The following is a 16764-nucleotide window of genomic DNA, read 5'->3' as shown; positions in this document are numbered from 1 at the left end:
TTCAATTCCACACAGGTACGATTAACGGCATTCAGACGCTGATCGACATGGGCTTTTCCAGCAATTTCAATTCCACACAGGTACGATTAACGGGGTTCGTTTACCTCTTCAATGCCGGCAAGAAACCGTATTTCAATTCCACACAGGTACGATTAACGGCCGTGAAAATTGGCAGAAAAAAAGGCTTTTCCAAGCCAGTTTCGCGGTTTTATTTTAGAAAAATGACACTAAAAGTCGTCGGTCGGCAATTGTACGAAAACACCCGCCCACCGACGACTTCTGATAATCAGACAACTATACCCAAATAACTCCTTTTAGAGCAGCATTTTCAGGATGTCAAAGAACACTAACACCGCCACCGACGACAAACAGCCTATAAAAACTGATCGGTCGGCGACCGCTCCTGCCCGATAATCTGCTTGTCGAGCCACTTTGCATCGCGGTTTTTAAACAAAATCAGACTGTCCTGATCTTCGTCCATAATCCGTTTCGCCTCGTAGACCAGCTCCTTCAGCTTTACCTCCGTAATTTCCCCCTCAAACACCGAATTCTGCACCCAATGCAGGTACCGCCGACACAATTTCAGCATCTTCCCCACCCGCTTCTGCCCGATATCGTAAACCAGAATGACGTACATCTTTTATTGAGTGATTCGTGAATGAGTGATTGAGTGTCGGCTAAACAATATAAGAGCTGATGTTCACAAATCGCTCAATCACTCATTCACACAATAATTTACCACCACATTTTAAACGGTTTATACTCGTCGGCGCCGATCAGGTGTTTGGCGAGTTTGTAGCACTCGAGCCGGACAAGGTATTTATAACTCACGCTCCGCCCGAGACTGCGGTGCTGGATCGTCTCCCGCAACCGGTCCTCAAACACCTGCACAAACGCCTTGCGTCCCCGCTCCTTTAAGGTACAGCGGTTCAGTTCCGTCACAAAGTCCGATGGCTGTAACTCCTTCTTGTTCAACATTCTGAAAATCGTACGGTCAACCAGCAGCGGCTTAAACACCTCCGCCAGATCGAGCGCCAGCGAATACCGGCGCGCACCCGGCTCATGCAGAAAACTGATCGTCGGGTTCAGCTGCGTGTGGTAAATAGCATCCAGACACACCGTATAACACATCATGTTGCCGAACGACACCAGCGCATTCAGCTCATTGTTAGGTGGTTGTTTTGTCCGGTTGCCCATCGCATAGCCCGGCACAATCCGGTCGAAACAGCCGTAATATACCTGCCGGATATTGCCTTCTACGCCCATCAGTTCGTCCACCTGCGTCGTTTCCGGAATCCGGCCGGCCAGTGTTTCGATCTGACCAATATCCTCGTCCAGTTCCTTACCCCGATTCTGGTAATAGCGCAGGTTCTTCACCATGTTGACGGCTGCCCCCTCCAGCAGGCGCTGCGCCACCAGTATCCGCTTTTTCGGACTCAGGTAATGGCGTGTCTGCTCCACCTGCATTTTCCCCGCCAGCAAATACTCTTTAGGATAAAACGAACCCGTGTAGTGCTCGTAATAATCGAAAAAATGGGCCGTCACCCCCGACTTACCCAGAAAATTAAGCAGGGCCGAATTCACATCCAGATTCCCGAACACGTACAGATTGTCGACATCCTCAACGGGCAGGTAGCGCGCCTGCCCCTCCTGCCCCGTTTCTTCGTCGACGGGCGTAAATTTCAGTGTGTTGTCCTTACGGGCCAGCCGCCCCGGATTAAAGAGGTAAAATGTCTTTTTCATGGCAACTATGTAAAACGGAATGATATTCCGTTCAGCGATTCATAAAGGGTATCTGCACAGTTTGACGCCTGGAATCCCGTTCCGTGATCCATCACTCGCCCACGTAGCAAAAATCAAAGTAGCTGCACGACCGGCATTTCGACTTTTTGAGCCGTTCCGGAATGTGTTCATCGGCCACGATACGCTGAATATCCTGCACCCACTGCTCAATTTGGGGCACTTCTTCGTCGGTCAGCTCCACCCGCTCAGTTTGGCGGAGTTTCGGGTATTCGATAACGCCGGTTGCTCCCTCAACGCCGTTACGCCGGAGCAGGTAGAGGTAAAATTTTACCTGCGCAATGTGCGAGTGCTCAAATTTGTCGGATTTCTTAATCTCATGGACGACTTTGTTGTGCGGATCATAAAAGTCGATTTTTGACCCTTCCAGCTCAATTTCGCGGAAGCGTTCGGCGCGCTGCGGGTAGGTGCGTTCGTGCAGTTGTTTCCCCTCCGCGACAGCTTCCGATGTGTGTTCCATCCGGATCTGATTGGCGTGCAGCCAGAGTTTCCGATGACACAGATGGTAATACCCGACAAGTGTGGCTGTTGCCTGGATCATAGCTCAAAATAGTAGCGTATTGGTAATGTGCATCGCTGCGTCGTCGTACCGATCGTATCGGTTCTGCCAGGATCTACCGGTTCAGAAAGTAATCACGGAATTGTTCCAGTTCTTTATTCTCAATAGCGAGCGACTTGTCAAAAATTTTGTCCCCCACCTGATGACGCAATCGGGCAATCCCCACATCAATCAGTCGAAGACCATTTTCAGTGAGCAGAATATTGTCGAAGGCCAGCCCATCAAGATCCGACGGGCGTTTCAGATCACCATGCACAAACCCTGCCCGATGTAGTTCCCTAAGTTCATCGGCAAAGACATCAAACCAAAGCTCACGCCGTTCCACCTCGTAGGCGCGGTAGTCAATCGGCCTTATCCGCTCCATAACCAGCATTTCGGCCTGTAGCTCCTCGTTATAATCCAGCCGGACGAACCGCACGACGAGGTCATTCACCTGATTAGCGAATTTCATCTTTTCGGCTTCCGACCCGATGTCGGAGCGCGTATCGCCCACAAACAGTTTAGCCGCCTCTGTGTCGGAAAGGGCAATCACGGCGTTGTTGGCACCGGCGGAGAGTTGACGGGGGTATTTTTTCATGGGGGGGTTGGATTGGCCAGGCTTATAACCCAGCCAATCAATATTACGAAACTTGATTCTCGTAATCAAACGCTTTCATTTTCTCTATAAGCGTTTGTTCTGCCTTATCAAGTGCATCAAATGTTTCACTATGAACCGGTATATAAGCCGCACAGGCAAGGGTCACGAATACATCAGTCCCGGGTATACTTTCATCCACAATAGGTTTAGCTTTGTTTTCGTCATCTTCAACCAGTTTGGCACGAATAGCTCCGGCAATGCGGTTAGCATTTTCACTAATGGCAACTGCCAGCGTTTCCTGTGGGCTGTAGGTACGGGCCTGATTTGTTGTGACCCGCCAATTTAGTAAAGCATGAGCCAGTGCAGGAATGATTTCTTCGCGACGCTCTTTTGGACAGATAAAGCAGGGGCCGAATGCGTTTTTACCTTCAACCCAACCTGCCTCTTTCAGACGCTCAATAGTAGCTTTTGATACTTCGGGTTCGAAAGGGTTCATTGATACTGAGAAAAGCGTTCTTAGGTCAATTGCCACATCATAGACAAAAAAGCCTGTTGCACGGCGATTATCAGGTATCCATTTTCTTCTTAAACTACGATCTGTACCAACTAGAAAATTTTCAACCTCTTCATCACTTAAAACCTGACCGGCGGCATTACGAACCACTACTTTATGCAACTGTGGCTTATCACTTCTGTCAAATGTAATATTTTCCCGATCCTGTGCAGTCGCTAATAAAGGGTGTAATGGCCTCATAGCAGAGATAGATAGAGGACTGCGTCGCTTAATAGTCCGGCTCCCTCCCCCTTGTTGTGCACTCATCCAACCGCCAAGAAGTTGATCTGCATATGTAGGATCACAAATAGAAAGTACTTCTCCTTCACCTAATTGCTGTTTATCAGTAACATTGAAAACAAACGTGGTAGGGGACTGTTCTTCACCCAACTTTGCACCCAACTCTTCTAAAATTGAGCGCTTTACCTGCTGGCCACTGGAATAGGGTAAACTACGGCCAAAATAAGGATCACGATAGGTCTTCTGACCATCTTGTACAACAAAAACAGTGTGATCAGCACGGCGTAAAACTTTTAAATAGACAAAGGAGTTCATAATCGGTCAGTGTTTATTTTTTAATAAATGCGTAACGGAAGCGGATGAGCGTCATGAAATAAGGTACATTGTCTTTGGGTAAAAAATGAACCACTTTACCCAGTTTAAGGAATGGTTCTTTGATTTCAGCCTTCTCGGCAATTGTAGCTAAAGCCGTCAAAATGGGCTTTTGAAAGCTGCTCGCCAAAAATGTTTTGACATCGTTTGTGCGGTCCATACGGCCTTTCCCGGCTCCCGCTTCATAGGCAACTAAAGCCTGTGCATATGTTTCAGCTTCATTCCAAAGCTCTTCGTTATTTAACATGGCTATAATCCAGGTTATGTAAATACTGAAGGTAAGAGGTTGAGATTCGGTATTTTTGGGGTATTTGGGAAGTTTGGCGTCTGAATCTGGCGTTCCAACATAAGCTCGGACACCCTTAGGTTCCATTGCTTTAAGACCAATGACACCCATTTCGCAAGCTTTTAAAAAGCCGTTTTCTGTACCAAAAAGGTCTTCGATTTTTTCGGCTTCTAATTTTACGTCAGATCCGAACAGCTTGCGAAATAATGTCAAAGGACGCTTGATCTGCGGGAGTACAAAAGGGATGAAGCCAATAGAACGGTTTGTTTGGCCATAGCTGTAGATATAGCCTGTTAGTCTTTCGACTGGATAGTTCATGGAAATACCCGCTAAAATGCGTAACCATGTCTGCGTTTCCAGACGTTCGCCAGCCTTGTCAAGAGGCGAAAACCCAAGCAAAGGATGCTCCGGCATATAGTCTTCGCTTAGATAGTGTGCTATCCATTGACCATTCCAGGTTTCAATCTGACTACCTTTCAATTTGGAAATCTTATTTAAAAAGCTTCCGCGATAAATAGCCCAGCCTTCAAATAGCGATAAAAGAATCTCGGCATGATTTAGAAAAATACATAAACCACCCTGAACACCAATACCAAGGCCACTGCCAATCCAGGAAAAGTATAATGTTTCACTGTCAAGCGGAACCGGCAAATTAGAAACCTGACTTGACGTTGTGGCATATTCTGTCACGTTCTCTCCCTTAGAATCGAGTTTGTTTCCGGCTGGAAACCCTACGGCAATACCCGCATGAGGCTTTACGGTAGCTATATCCTTTTTGAGTTTGGCAAGGGTATTTTTTCTGTCGGCTGGATTTCCGTGCTTTTTCTGTTTCGACAATTGGTCAAATGCAGAATTAAGAACCCATTGCATGTACTTCTCATCATCATAAAACAGCGGAAAGAATATCTTTTCAAAAAATTCTTCCGCCGAAAAACGGGTACCCTCCCGCGCATTATAAGCGTCGAGGAATGTTTTACCAATGGCAGATGCAATCATGGCAGATTAGAGAAAGGTGTATTGACTGTCATAATTTTCCGGTATGCAGTTAGCCAGTTCAAGCCCCAAGTCAAATGAATAGGCTTTATCTGGTATTACAAACGGGCTTGAGCCTACTTGCTTAAGTCTTTCTAGCTTACGATAGGCAATTGAGTTGAAATGCACTGGTATTTCAAGCATTGCCCGCTCTTCTGATCTGGAGACACTATAGTGTTTGACATTCTGTTCCCGAATACACGTTACTGAGTCTATGTCGAGCAAATCAAGAAAAACAGACTTTTTGTGATGCGTTAGTTCGCGAATGATAAATTGCCCTTCCTGAAAAATTGTATGCTCGTCAATCGTAGTTGTATCAACCGCAGGAAAAACCAAATCAATTTTTGTCTGTAGGTCTCGTTCGTGCAGAATATCTCCATCCGGTAAGCTGTCGTAACTTCGTTTCAGCACATCCAGGGCATACGGGCGAGCATCAGCCTCAGTATCTGGCGGCGGCAGTACGTATACAGGCTTAAATTTACCAATTGTGTTTTCCGTTCGCTTGCGGTTAATACGCCCAAATCGTTGAATAAGCGCATCAAGCGGAGCAGCTTCGGTAATCATCAGGTCGAAAGAAATGTCCAGACTAACCTCTACAACTTGTGTTGAAACGACAATACACCCATTCGTTTTATTGTTATACACCTCTTTCAGGTCTTTTTCCTTTTGGCTACGGTCGCTGCGCATAAAGCGGCTATGAATGAGCATCTTTTCGGTTTTCGGATAAGCCTCCTGTAATTGTCCGAAAACCTCTTGTGCCCGTTTAACCTGATTACAGACAATCAATATCTTTTGTTGAGCCTTAAGCGCTGTTTCAATAAGAGGGAGAGCTGCATCCCAACTTGTCAGTTTATGGACAATATGCCGGTCAAAGAGATTTAAGGCATCTGTAGACAGAGCTACCTCGTATACTTTCACAGGGCCACCCAGAATACCCAAAAGTTGCTGATAAAGTACAGAAGGCATGGTTGCTGTGCCGATATGAACACGGCAACCTAAATGCACCAGCATTTCAACAATTTTCAGAATAATGGCTTTTGTAACATCGGTATACGTATGAATTTCATCGAGTATGATGTCACACCCGCGTAAATCGAGCATCAGTGCCTCATAACCGCGAATCCCGAAAACCATCCCTGCCATCTGATGCGGTGTAAGTACTTTAACAGCGGCTCCGACTTTATCCTGAATAAGCCGTTCTTCCAGCGCCATTCCGCTTTGGCTTAATACAACTTTAGATGCGCCATGCAAAAGGCGGATGTCCAGGTCGGGGTTGTTATCTTTTAAATCTTCGGAAATCCGCCGGAACATCGCATTGATGGATGCCTGAAATGGTAATGTATAGAAGAAGCGACCCCTGCACCGCCGAATCAGGTAATCCGTTTTGCCGGCTCCTGTTGGAGCTACTACAAGTGTATGTAAACGTGGATCACTGGCGGATATCGACGATAGAGGATGCAACAAACTCACCCGGTTATAAAACCTTAGATCAGGTATTTGAAATGACCGTAATACCTGACGCTGGGTTGCTTCGATAGCGGCAGAGGCAAATTCGTCAGCCGCCATTAATGCACCCCGATATATGGACCACCCCAGTTTTTTGTATGCTTTCTGACAGTAAACTGTAGCAAAGTCGAATGCCTCCTCTGCTTCAATCAGCGTAATAGGTCGTTTTTCAAAGTCTCCGAAGCTCACCAGCAAATCAATGGCTACAGGACTCCATTCATCCCATTGGAGAGCATGCATCCCGAAAACAACATTCTCGCCTTCTTCTTCTTCGAATTCATTTAATAAGTCAAGCAAGCCCTTTTTCCGGCCATCGTTTTTAATGGATTTGTGGTGGGCGACAATTAATTCCACCAGAGCAGGCCAAAGGTTACGGTCGACTAAAGGCAGAAAAAACAAGGATGCCAGTTCATGCCGGAATGGCTTCTGATTAATTTGTTTTTGCTTTTGAAAAAGGCGCTTTTGAAAAACAGGGCTTGCTTTACCAATGTCATGAAGTAGTGCAGCAGTCCGCAATAACCGCTCATCTAATGCCCATGCACGGGCTATACAAGTAGCCGCTATAGCAACATGGTCAAGATGGTCACGCAAGGTAGTACCACCATTATCAGGACTTTTCGCATAAAGGGTTTTAGATATCATTCGTCTTTAGCGGATTTTGTGTGGATTCAATCCAACCATACATAGGTGCATTATTAAAGCGGTTGTATCCCACCAAAAAAGAGCCGTAAGCTTGTCCAAAGCGAAGCTCAAAACCATTTATCTCATTGAATTGCTCTTCTGACATTTGTTCAATCTTTTCACTTGGCCATAGTAAGTCTTCATTACGGCACAGGCAAATGTGTTGTAATGAAGCTTGTTGAGCGTCTTCCAGCGACTCAAACGCCAGGTATAAGTCCGGATAAAGCAGGACGCCTCGTAACAGGATGGAAGATGGGCGCATCAGCATTTTATCTTTTTTCTTGTACTCCCAGCCTAGGGTCTGGGTCTTTTCCTGCTGGCGACTGATACCGGCGTAGGTCAGCCGATGACGAACTATTTTCTGAATTCCCTGCATCGACAGTAGTTCGGGAAATAATTTCTTTTCAATACCCTCTATGATTGAAGGTGTCAAAAATTGCTGACTGAAGGTTTCGCTGTCCCTTACTGCTGTCCATGGTTTAATAAACCCAAAATGACCTTCGTATTTAACTACGTAAAATGTTTGCATAGCTTTCAGAGAAGTGCGCCAAAACCAATTCCTGTTGAATTACCTATCCCTACATTCCAGGCGAATGTTATTTGTTCAGGTGTTCCCTCGACAATGACCGGGCAAAGGGATGCCTTATTACCAATTTGCCGGTAGTTGACCTTTTTGGCCTTCGCCATAGGGTAACCTTTATCAAATTGAACCCGAACGCCCTCCTCTGATAGTCCGGCTTTCCATAGCTTGGTTTGCAGTGTTTGAGTAAGTAGCTCATCTACGTTCGGATCAGAGAAGATAAAATGTTTTTCTTCCTGAGCTACTTTGCGTTTAGCAAGTACAGGCCCGGCCACCTTGAAGTAGGCTTTAGGCCCAAACTCCGGAGTTTCCTGAAAAACAATTTCCTGCACTGCTAACCCAAAATTGATACTGGGATCCTGCTGAATACCACGTACCAATTGCCTGACTACGTCTTCATCAAATGCACTGATAAAAAAAGAAGTACCTTTTTGAAAATGTAGTCCGGAAGCATTGCCTTTTCCGCCTGTAAGCCAGGAAAAGGAATACAAAGATTCTGCATCGTGAAGCTTATTTGGGCCAAGCCACTTGTGAATAGCTCCAACTACAAAAGGAAGATGGTCGTATGGAACAGGTTCCCTGTTAGGTGTAAGTTTTAAGTGGATACGCATATTTGTTTATTTAGTTTAAACCACTAACCTTGTCTAAGCCCCTCATTACGCCCATGGCATCAGCAAAGAATACAGTCTGCAAACCAAACCAGTCTGGTAAATACGCCAATGCCGAAGAAACAGTGAAAGTCAAAAACAAACCGCTCATTGCATTGGAGAGAAAACGGCATGTACAGGTAAAAAATCTGTCATAACACACCCGCACCCCTCCGCATTGTACCGCCCGAAACCCGCGTTCAAACCCACTTCCAGTACCTCGCGCGGGCCTGACAACGTAAAATTGAAGTCGTACCAGCCGCGTACCTGCGTCTGCGCCCGCGAACCCTCCTTGATCGTCATCAGCCGCGACCGTGGCTCACGCGCCGGTAACAGGGCAAACACAAACTCACCGGGATCGTACGCCCGCGCATCCAGCTGAATGCTCCGGTATTTATCAATCAGGTTCTGAATCAGCAGCCGCCCGAACAACGCCTCCGACGGGTGCAGGTACTGATCCATCCCCGACGCATCCTTTTCGGCCACTACCATCGGCGACAGCGTCCGCAACGGCAACGGCTCCCCCGCCGGCCATTGCCCCGACAGGTCCGGCAACGACTCTACCCGCTCAATCAGCAGGTCGGCCCGATGACGCGGACTCGCAATCGTAATATCCTGATTCTGAAAAAGACCCATCAGAAAATGCTCCGCCGCCCGCTCCACCTGAAAACAGACGTACCAAACCACCGTCGGCGACCGCACCTCAATACCGCCGAGGTCTTGCCGGATCGTGAACGTCGGAATCTGTAAATCAGAAAAGGTAAAGAGCTTAAAGCGCTTGGTCGTGCTGACCACATAGCCACGCTCGTGCAGAAACTGCGCATAGGCCGGTTCTGCATCGTACAGCAGCCCATACAACCAGCCGGTCAGGCGATAGGCATAGTTAAAGGGAATGATCGTCCGTGGCTGTGCAGGGGTCAGGGTTAGTTTGAATCGCATACAAGGGTTTATCGGATGAACCACAAAAAGGTAAGTGGCTTTTCAGTACTTTTTTTGTTCGTCGGGTGAAGATAGAAACAGCCGGTAGCCGGAGCGGACATTTGCGCGTCCGCTTACGGATTTTTTTCGTCGGAATAGCGGCTAATCAGCATCTGCGCATCGTTCAGTAACCGCTCCCGCAGTACGGCCGGCGACAACACGGTGATACCCGTCCCCCAGCTCTGGCAAAACGACCGCATTTCCTCAAGTCCCTCCAGCTCAAACGACACCACCAACCGCCCGTCCGGACGTTCTTCCTCAATCAGCTGGGTCGGATGGTAGGTCCGCTGCCGGAAAAACAGGGCCTTTTCGGGCTCAACCAGCAACCGCAGCTCATAACATTCACCGGCCGTGATAGCGCCCAGCGAGGAACGGAAATACTGGTCGGGAACAAAGTTTTCGGGCAGGTCAAAATAACAGTCCGGACAGGGTTCTACCCGGCTGATCCGCGACAGGGCAAACGTCCGGACCATCCGGCGCTGATGGCAGTAGGCAAGCAGCATCCAGGCACGGTGCCGCTTGGCAAAACAATAGGGGTCTAACCGGCGACCTACGGAAACATGCCCGTCTTTGCCCCGCTGGTAATCGACCAGAATCGACCGGCGCTCATCCATGGCCGTTTCGATCTGCCGGAAAAACGAGGCGGCAATCTGGTCGGTCGCCTGATCATCAAAATGCCATTCCTGCAACGGTTCATCGACGTCAAATACGTAGGAAACCGGCCGCACCCGTTCGAGTAGTTTGGTAAATGCCCGTTGAAGCGCCGGTGCATGCGGTGTATCCAGCAACACCGACCAGCTGGCTTTGGTCGCGATGGTCAGTGCCCGCAGTTCGTCGGCATCGAGCGCCAGATCCGACAGCGTAACCTGCTGCTGGTGGGCAGGCAACGAGAAGACTTTGACAGGGCCTTGCCGGCGTTCGAGAATGGTCAGACCCTCCGCACGGCATTGTTTAAAAATACGGCGTATGTGGCGCGGTGTAACGCCTGTAGCCTGTTTGATGGCCTCAATGGTAAGCAATTCACCGGCATGCAGCCGCCGGCGGATCCATTGGTCCGGTGTGTTAGGGGTCATTGTTGTGGGATAAAGGAATGAAGCGATAAGCTAACATTATTTATCAAAACAATGACAATTCATTTATTTAACGTAGTTACCGGTTACGCCCCAGTGTGATCAGCACCACACCCGCTACCACAATCCCGGCCCCGACCAGCGACGCCGGTGCCAATGACTCGCCGGCAAAAAGCGCTCCTAACAACATCGCCACCACCGGATTAACATAGGCATAGGTAGACAGCAATTGCGGTGACGCATTACGGGCCAGCCACGAGTAGGAAGAAAAGCCGACAATGGAGCCAAACAGGATCAGATACAGCAACGCACCCAGCGCTTTCGGCGGCGCAACCGTAATGGTATCCAGCGCAACCGGCTCAATGCAAAAGCTGATCAGCATCAGTACTATGCCTCCGGCCAGCATCTGAATACCGCTCGACATGATCTGGGCAGGCAGCGTCAGGCGCGGCGACAGCAGTGTCCCGATAGCCCACGATGTATTGCCGATCATGATGAAACCGGCACCGATCAGGCTGGCATTCGCACTGCCAACACCCTGAAAATTACCCGGTTTAATCAGAAAAAAGATACCCAGCAGACCCAGCAGCAAGCCACCCAGCGCCAGATTCGACGGACGGGTTTTACCGAAAGATACCCAGTTCATCGTCAGCAGGAAAATAGGCAGGGTACTGGTAATCAGTGCCGCTACACCGGTCGGAATGTATTGAAGCGCCATCGCCAGACAGCCATTGGCAATTGTCAGCAGCAACACGCCGATAGCGCCGGCGGATAATACCTGTTCCCGCGAGGGGCGGGGAGTTCCCGTCAGCCGCGCATAGGAATACAGCAGCGAACCCGCTACCAGAAACCGGATCGATGCCATGTATAACGGTGGCATGTGCTCGGTCATGAAGTGAATAAATAAGTAGGTCGATCCCCAGAGAATGTAAACCGACGTCAGGGCAAGCCACAACGTCATCCGGTTGGGAGAAGCAGAGGCAGTAGACGTAACCATAATCCTGTTTTGCTGTACGGGAAGACAACACGCAAAAACAGGATTTTTCTCCCGCTAACTGCCTTATTTTTAGATTGGTGTGGATATAGATATAACTTAGTCAATAAATCATATTATTTCTCTATAGAGTACTTTACTTACAGACACTAATAAAATACCTCTGTCTTGTTCGCCTCCAGCTGATCAATCAGTGCCGCATAGTCGGCCGGCTTTCCTTCTTGCCGGCTTAGGGGATTTCCCCGCAGGTGGAAGGTTTTCAGCTTTGTCAGGTTGCCGAGTTCCGCTGGTAATCTGGTCAGGTTATTGTTACTCATATCCAGATCTTCCAGATTCGCCAGGGCAGGAATCTGCGTCGGGAACTGGCTGAACCAGTTATAGCCAATGTCCAGTACCCGCAAGGATTTCAGCGTCGTAATGGTCTGCGGCAACTCGCTCAGCTGATTATGGTGGGCAAAGAGCACCTCCAGCCGTTTGTTCCGGCCAAGGCTCTCCGGCAGCGATTTCAGCTTATTATTCGACACCGCTAATTGAGTCAGCTGTTTCAGCCGGCCGATCGTTGCCGGTAGTTCTGTAAAGTTATTATAATACAAATCCAGAATCTGTAAACGCTTCAGACGGGCAATCCGGCGTGGTAATTCGCTGAGCCCGGCATTGTACAGATTCAGATCGTTCAGACGGCGCAGCCCGCGGAAAGACCGGTTCGCCAGCTTTTTGTCCAGCGGGTTATTGCCTACCCACAAGCTCGCCAGCCGCCGGTTTTTACGAATAGCTTTGGGAATGTCGGGCAGCTTATTTCCCTGAATATTCAGCGCCAGCAAATGTTTGTTGCGGGTCATAAAAATACTGTCCGGCGACAGCGTATTTTGCAGCAAACTGAGCCGCAGCAAGGTTGGAATACGGCCGGTAAGCTCAGCCGGTAAATGCCGGATCGCATTTTTAGATAAGTCGATTTCTTCAAGCTTCGGGAAACGGTACACTTCCTGCGGAACACTGGTCAATTCCAGCTGATTCAGTAACAGAATTTTAACGGTATCGGGCCGTGTTGTTTTCCGGGCATCTTCCAGCGACGAAATAATGCCCGGGCCTTTCCGGACCGTACGCTTAACATACCCCCCGCCTACTGACAGAGCACTCATTTTATAAAGACCTTTCGGCGTAGTTATTGGAAACGGATTTGCCTCATAGTGTTTTTGCAGGAACGCAGTAAGTGCCTGCTCCTGCTTCCCGGTTACCGATTTCGCTACGATCGAGAAAAATACATAATCAAATTTGCCGGATGGGCCCACAAACTCATCCATGAATAATGAACCGGATGTCAAGCCAACCTTATTGGCCTCCGTAGTTAACGACTCAAACAGCTTTGTCCTGGCCTGCCAGCGGTTTATCGAATCTAATACTGACTTCCCTTTGCCTTTAAAAGGGCTTTCCGCCCCCCACATTGGTGGATATTCCTTCTTCAACCGGGTAGGCGTTACCTCATATTTTGCCGTATCTTTTACTAAAATAACTTTTACCTGCGCACTTGCCGGCGCAAATCCCATCACGACTACCAGTAAAAACAAGAGCGTTCTCATAGCTAAACGTATTTTTTAGTGAATTAACGAAAAATGTAGTTAATACCCATAAAAAAATCCGGACAATAATTTTGCGGTCCCTGGAGACGCTAAACCATTGTCCGGAAAAACGAGCGTATGTACTTAATTTTTACTGCCACTCACCGACGAAGCCGGCTGTTTATCAGCAGTTTTCTTGGCCGCCTTGTCGAAATCACCGGCCTGGATAATAGTCAGTTTTGCCGGATCGATATATTTCTTCATCGCAGCGTTTACCTGCTCAGGCGTCAGTGACTCCATTTTCTTTTCGAAGTCAGCATCCCATGCCATCGTCCGGTTCAGGTACAGGTAGCTGTTCAGCGTACCGGCCAGTGTCGGATCCTGCGCCCGCGATACCTGCCGTGACTGCAACAGACCCGATTTGGCTGCTTTGATTTCTTCAGCTGTAAACCCTTCTTTCTGCACCTTTTCAAGCTCTTCGCGCAGGGCTTTCACCAGACGCTCCGCATTTTCCGGGTTGTAAATCGCATAGGTGGTAAAGGTACCGGTTTTATCCAGCGGGCTTGCCGACAAGCCGGATCCAACGCCATAGCTGATACCTTCTTTCTGACGGATACGGACAGCCAGACGTGAGTTCAGGAAGCCGCCACCCAGCATGTAGTTACCCAGAATTAACGCTGCATAATCAGGATCATCATCGCGTAACTGCAGGTTATAACCCGCTACCAGCATGGCATTGGCTTTGTCCGGTGTTTGCAGTGACTGCGTTCCTGCCGGAATTGATTTATACTCGCTGACAATCCGGCTAAACGGTTTTGCTGCCTTCCAGGTACCGAACTCGTCGGTTACAATTTTACGGATCTGCGTTTCGTCAAAGTCACCGACTGCCGCAAACGTTGCATTCTGTGCTCCGTAGAATTCTTTGTAGAACTTCTTCACGTCGTCCAGTTTGGCCGCCTTAATGGCATCGGCTTCTTCGTCAAACGTCATCACATAACGGACATCGCTTTTAGCATACGGATTCAGGGTACGCTGGTACGAATTAAAGGCAATCGCCTGTGGTTCCGAACGCTGTGATTCAATACCAGCCAGTTGTTCCTGTTTCAGCTTTTCAAACTCATTGGCATCGAACAGGGGATTTTTCAACATGTCGCCTACCAGCCGTAATACAGCCGGCAGATTTTCCTTTGTCGTTTTAATGCTTACATTAGCCTGGTTTCCGCCACCGGAAACACTTACCTGTGCTTTCAGCTTATCCAGTTCATCCTGAATCTGCTGACGATTGCGCGAGGTTGTGCCTTTATTGAGCAATGAAGCCGCAACACTGCTGACCACCGCCTTATTTTCCAGACTTCTGATATCACCGTAGCGAACGGTCAGACGGGCGTTAACCTCATTCCCGCGCGTTGACTTCGGCAGCAGCGCCATTTCGATTGAATTCGGCTGCTCAATCCGCTTGGTACGGCCATCAATATTAGCCGGTGACGGATCAAAGGCTTCACCCTGTGCCACGACCGCACGTCCTTTGTAGTCTTTCACCAGTGCCTCTACATTCGGCGCTTCCGGCACTTCTGTACGCTCCGGATTAGGATCCGGCATAAACATACCAATTGTACGGTTCGACGGTTTGAAGTAATATTTTGCTACCCGTACAACGTCATCCGGTGTTACTTTTTCCAGTTTATCCCGATACAGGAAGCCAAGCCGCCAGTCACCGGTCGCAATGAATTCGCTCATAGCCAGCCCCAAACGATCTGAGCTCTTGAACGCCAGTTCAAAGTCTTTCAACAGTTTTGTTTTGGCGCGTTCTACCTCATCTTTTGTCGGCGCCTTAATTGCAACTGAATCCAGTGTGCCCAGAAGGGCCTTCCGCGCATCCTCAATGGATTTGTCCTTCAGCAATTCCGCAGCAAAGTAAACGAAGCCTGGCTCTTTCAGCGAAAAGGCATAGCCATACTGCTGCGACGCTTTTTTTGTTTCAATCAGGCTTTTGTATAACCGTCCCGACGGCTCATTGGTTAGCAGTTCAACCACCACATCCAGAGCAGGATAATCAGGGTGAGACCCCGGCATAATGTGATACCCTGCCGCAACCGCCTGAGTATCGCCCACACGCCGCAATACGACAGAGCGTTCTCCGTCCTGCACCGGCTCAATCGTCGGAACATCGGTCAGCTGACGCGCCGGTTTCGGAATACTTCCGAAATAGTCATTTATCAGTTTCAGGGTTTTGGCCTCATCGATCTTCCCGGCAACGAGCAATACAGCATTATCCGGTTGATAGTACTTTTTATAAAAGGCCTGCAGGTTTTCAATCGGCACCCGCTCAATGTCAGACCGGTTCCCGATTGTCGATTTACCGTAGTTATGCCACAAGTAAGCGGTTGACACTATACGTTCGTTAAGCACGTCCTGCGGCGAGTTCTCGCCCATCTCAAATTCGTTCCGTACGACCGAAAATTCAGTGGCCAGATCTTCCTTTTTGATAAACGAATTAATCATCCGGTCCGACTCCAGATCAAGGGCCCATTTCAGGTTTTCGTCAGAAGCGGCAAATGTCTCAAAGTAGTTTGTCCGGTCAAGCCATGTCGTACCGTTTGGTCTCGCGCCATGTTCGGTAAGTTCCTGCGGGATGTTGGTATGTTTAGTTGAGCCCTTGAACACCATGTGCTCCAGCAAATGCGCCATACCAGCTTCTCCTTTTCCTTCATGCCGCGAACCGACCAGATACGTGATGTTAACCGTAATGGTTGGTTTCGACAAATCAGGGAAAAGCAGCACTTTCAAACCGTTCTTTAAACGGTATTCCGTGATTCCCTCTACCGAAGCTGTTTTCGTAATCCCTTCCGGTAGTGCCTGACCGTTAACGATAGTTCCGTGCAAAAGCCCTGACAGGAGCAGCGCCGCCAGCAATCTTTTTCCCGGTGCAAAGTTGTGTGTTAGCATATACTATTTGTTTTGCAAAAGACAAATAACGAAATGTATAGTTAACTATATCCGGTTAAGATCGCAAGTACAAAATGGATAAGCGGTTTATTTAATTGACGTAAAGAATGAATAATTTACAATTGAGTAATCAGGTATTAATACTTTAAACTAGTAGGGATCAGTAATTCGGGAGCTGGTAATAGTATCTCATCGAAGAGGAAGTGGTCATCAGCCGGGAGAAAGCCACCGATTTCAAGAAGTGGATGGGTAAATAATGTCCGCTGACGCCTGTTGCCGACCAACGGGCGTTTTTTTGCGGGTTGGAGGAGGTATAAACGACAAGAGCCGACCCTTGCGGATCGGCTCTGTCAATTACTGAGGTGGCAGTGACCTACTCTCCCGCCG

14 protein-coding genes and 1 CRISPR repeat array (1 of these 15 only partly in view) are annotated in these 16764 nt (G+C 48.5%); all 14 genes read right to left on the bottom strand.

Going from position 1 to position 16764, the window contains the following annotated elements; genetic code table 11:
- Positions 1 to 159: direct repeats of the CRISPR family, unit length 30 nt; unit sequence ATTTCAATTCCACACAGGTACGATTAACGG (it extends 2041 nt beyond the left edge of the window).
- A gap of 214 nt (positions 160 to 373) precedes the next feature.
- Positions 374 to 637, bottom strand: coding sequence for a CRISPR-associated endonuclease Cas2 (gene cas2 / locus AC23NW_RS24575; protein WP_293839727.1), 264 nt, complete (start codon positions 635 to 637; stop codon positions 374 to 376).
- Positions 638 to 735: 98 nt separating this feature from the next.
- Entirely contained in the window at positions 736 to 1743 is a 1008-nt protein-coding gene (cas1b, locus tag AC23NW_RS24570) for a type I-B CRISPR-associated endonuclease Cas1b (RefSeq protein ID WP_487452790.1), read from the bottom strand.
- A 91-nt stretch (positions 1744 to 1834) separates the two neighbouring features.
- On the bottom strand, positions 1835 to 2341 hold the full coding sequence (gene cas4, locus AC23NW_RS24565) for a CRISPR-associated protein Cas4 (protein WP_487452788.1): 507 nt from the start codon (positions 2339 to 2341) through the stop codon (positions 1835 to 1837).
- Between the two features lie 73 nt (positions 2342 to 2414).
- Positions 2415 to 2936 (bottom strand): hypothetical protein, encoded by a 522-nt coding sequence (locus tag AC23NW_RS24560; protein ID WP_487452786.1) that lies wholly within the window; start codon positions 2934 to 2936, stop codon positions 2415 to 2417.
- A gap of 43 nt (positions 2937 to 2979) precedes the next feature.
- Positions 2980 to 4044: a CRISPR-associated protein Cas7 gene (locus AC23NW_RS24555; protein ID WP_487452785.1), complete on the bottom strand. Its 1065-nt coding sequence runs from the start codon at positions 4042 to 4044 to the stop codon at positions 2980 to 2982.
- A 13-nt stretch (positions 4045 to 4057) separates the two neighbouring features.
- The gene (locus AC23NW_RS24550) at positions 4058 to 5383 is read right to left on the bottom strand and encodes a hypothetical protein (protein WP_487452784.1); all 1326 of its coding nucleotides are present in this window, start codon (positions 5381 to 5383) and stop codon (positions 4058 to 4060) included.
- Positions 5384 to 5389: 6 nt separating this feature from the next.
- Complete coding sequence (gene cas3, locus AC23NW_RS24545; RefSeq protein ID WP_487452782.1) at positions 5390 to 7567, bottom strand: CRISPR-associated helicase Cas3'; 2178 nt, start codon at positions 7565 to 7567, stop codon at positions 5390 to 5392.
- Positions 7557 to 8135: a hypothetical protein gene (locus AC23NW_RS24540; protein ID WP_487452780.1), complete on the bottom strand. Its 579-nt coding sequence runs from the start codon at positions 8133 to 8135 to the stop codon at positions 7557 to 7559. Before AC23NW_RS24540 ends, cas3 begins: the two co-directional genes overlap by 11 nt.
- Before the next feature lie 5 nt (positions 8136 to 8140).
- Positions 8141 to 8797 carry a CRISPR-associated endoribonuclease Cas6 gene (gene cas6 / locus AC23NW_RS24535; RefSeq protein ID WP_487452778.1) on the bottom strand — a complete coding sequence of 219 codons (657 nt, stop codon included), beginning with the start codon at positions 8795 to 8797 and terminating at the stop codon, positions 8141 to 8143.
- 144 nt (positions 8798 to 8941) lie between these two features.
- Entirely contained in the window at positions 8942 to 9772 is an 831-nt protein-coding gene (cas6, locus tag AC23NW_RS24530) for a CRISPR-associated endoribonuclease Cas6 (protein ID WP_487452776.1), read from the bottom strand.
- A 113-nt stretch (positions 9773 to 9885) separates the two neighbouring features.
- Positions 9886 to 10884 (bottom strand): helix-turn-helix transcriptional regulator, encoded by a 999-nt coding sequence (locus tag AC23NW_RS24525; RefSeq protein WP_487452775.1) that lies wholly within the window; start codon positions 10882 to 10884, stop codon positions 9886 to 9888.
- 76 nt (positions 10885 to 10960) lie between these two features.
- The gene (locus AC23NW_RS24520; protein WP_487452774.1) at positions 10961 to 11878 is read right to left on the bottom strand and encodes an EamA family transporter; all 918 of its coding nucleotides are present in this window, start codon (positions 11876 to 11878) and stop codon (positions 10961 to 10963) included.
- Between the two features lie 146 nt (positions 11879 to 12024).
- The gene (locus AC23NW_RS24515; RefSeq protein WP_487452772.1) at positions 12025 to 13452 is read right to left on the bottom strand and encodes a leucine-rich repeat domain-containing protein; all 1428 of its coding nucleotides are present in this window, start codon (positions 13450 to 13452) and stop codon (positions 12025 to 12027) included.
- Positions 13453 to 13575: 123 nt separating this feature from the next.
- Entirely contained in the window at positions 13576 to 16377 is a 2802-nt protein-coding gene (locus AC23NW_RS24510; protein ID WP_487452771.1) for a M16 family metallopeptidase, read from the bottom strand.
- Positions 16378 to 16764 lie beyond the last annotated feature (387 nt).

Source organism: Arsenicibacter sp. R0_47, assembly GCF_057652235.1.
Note: the sequence above shows the minus strand (reverse complement) of the source record. Positions and strands in the feature narration are given on the sequence as shown.

Coding starts and splice junctions, on each gene's coding strand:
- AC23NW_RS24540 (WP_487452780.1), bottom strand. CDS start 8,135: ATGCAAACATTTTACGTAGTTAAATACGAAGGTCATTTTGGGTTTATT.
- AC23NW_RS24520 (WP_487452774.1), bottom strand. CDS start 11,878: ATGGTTACGTCTACTGCCTCTGCTTCTCCCAACCGGATGACGTTGTGG.
- cas3 (WP_487452782.1), bottom strand. CDS start 7,567: ATGATATCTAAAACCCTTTATGCGAAAAGTCCTGATAATGGTGGTACT.
- cas6 (WP_487452778.1), bottom strand. CDS start 8,797: ATGCGTATCCACTTAAAACTTACACCTAACAGGGAACCTGTTCCATAC.
- cas2 (WP_293839727.1), bottom strand. CDS start 637: ATGTACGTCATTCTGGTTTACGATATCGGGCAGAAGCGGGTGGGGAAG.
- AC23NW_RS24515 (WP_487452772.1), bottom strand. CDS start 13,452: ATGAGAACGCTCTTGTTTTTACTGGTAGTCGTGATGGGATTTGCGCCG.
- AC23NW_RS24560 (WP_487452786.1), bottom strand. CDS start 2,936: ATGAAAAAATACCCCCGTCAACTCTCCGCCGGTGCCAACAACGCCGTG.
- AC23NW_RS24555 (WP_487452785.1), bottom strand. CDS start 4,044: ATGAACTCCTTTGTCTATTTAAAAGTTTTACGCCGTGCTGATCACACT.
- AC23NW_RS24525 (WP_487452775.1), bottom strand. CDS start 10,884: ATGACCCCTAACACACCGGACCAATGGATCCGCCGGCGGCTGCATGCC.
- AC23NW_RS24550 (WP_487452784.1), bottom strand. CDS start 5,383: ATGATTGCATCTGCCATTGGTAAAACATTCCTCGACGCTTATAATGCG.
- cas6 (WP_487452776.1), bottom strand. CDS start 9,772: ATGCGATTCAAACTAACCCTGACCCCTGCACAGCCACGGACGATCATT.
- cas4 (WP_487452788.1), bottom strand. CDS start 2,341: ATGATCCAGGCAACAGCCACACTTGTCGGGTATTACCATCTGTGTCAT.
- AC23NW_RS24510 (WP_487452771.1), bottom strand. CDS start 16,377: ATGCTAACACACAACTTTGCACCGGGAAAAAGATTGCTGGCGGCGCTG.
- cas1b (WP_487452790.1), bottom strand. CDS start 1,743: ATGAAAAAGACATTTTACCTCTTTAATCCGGGGCGGCTGGCCCGTAAG.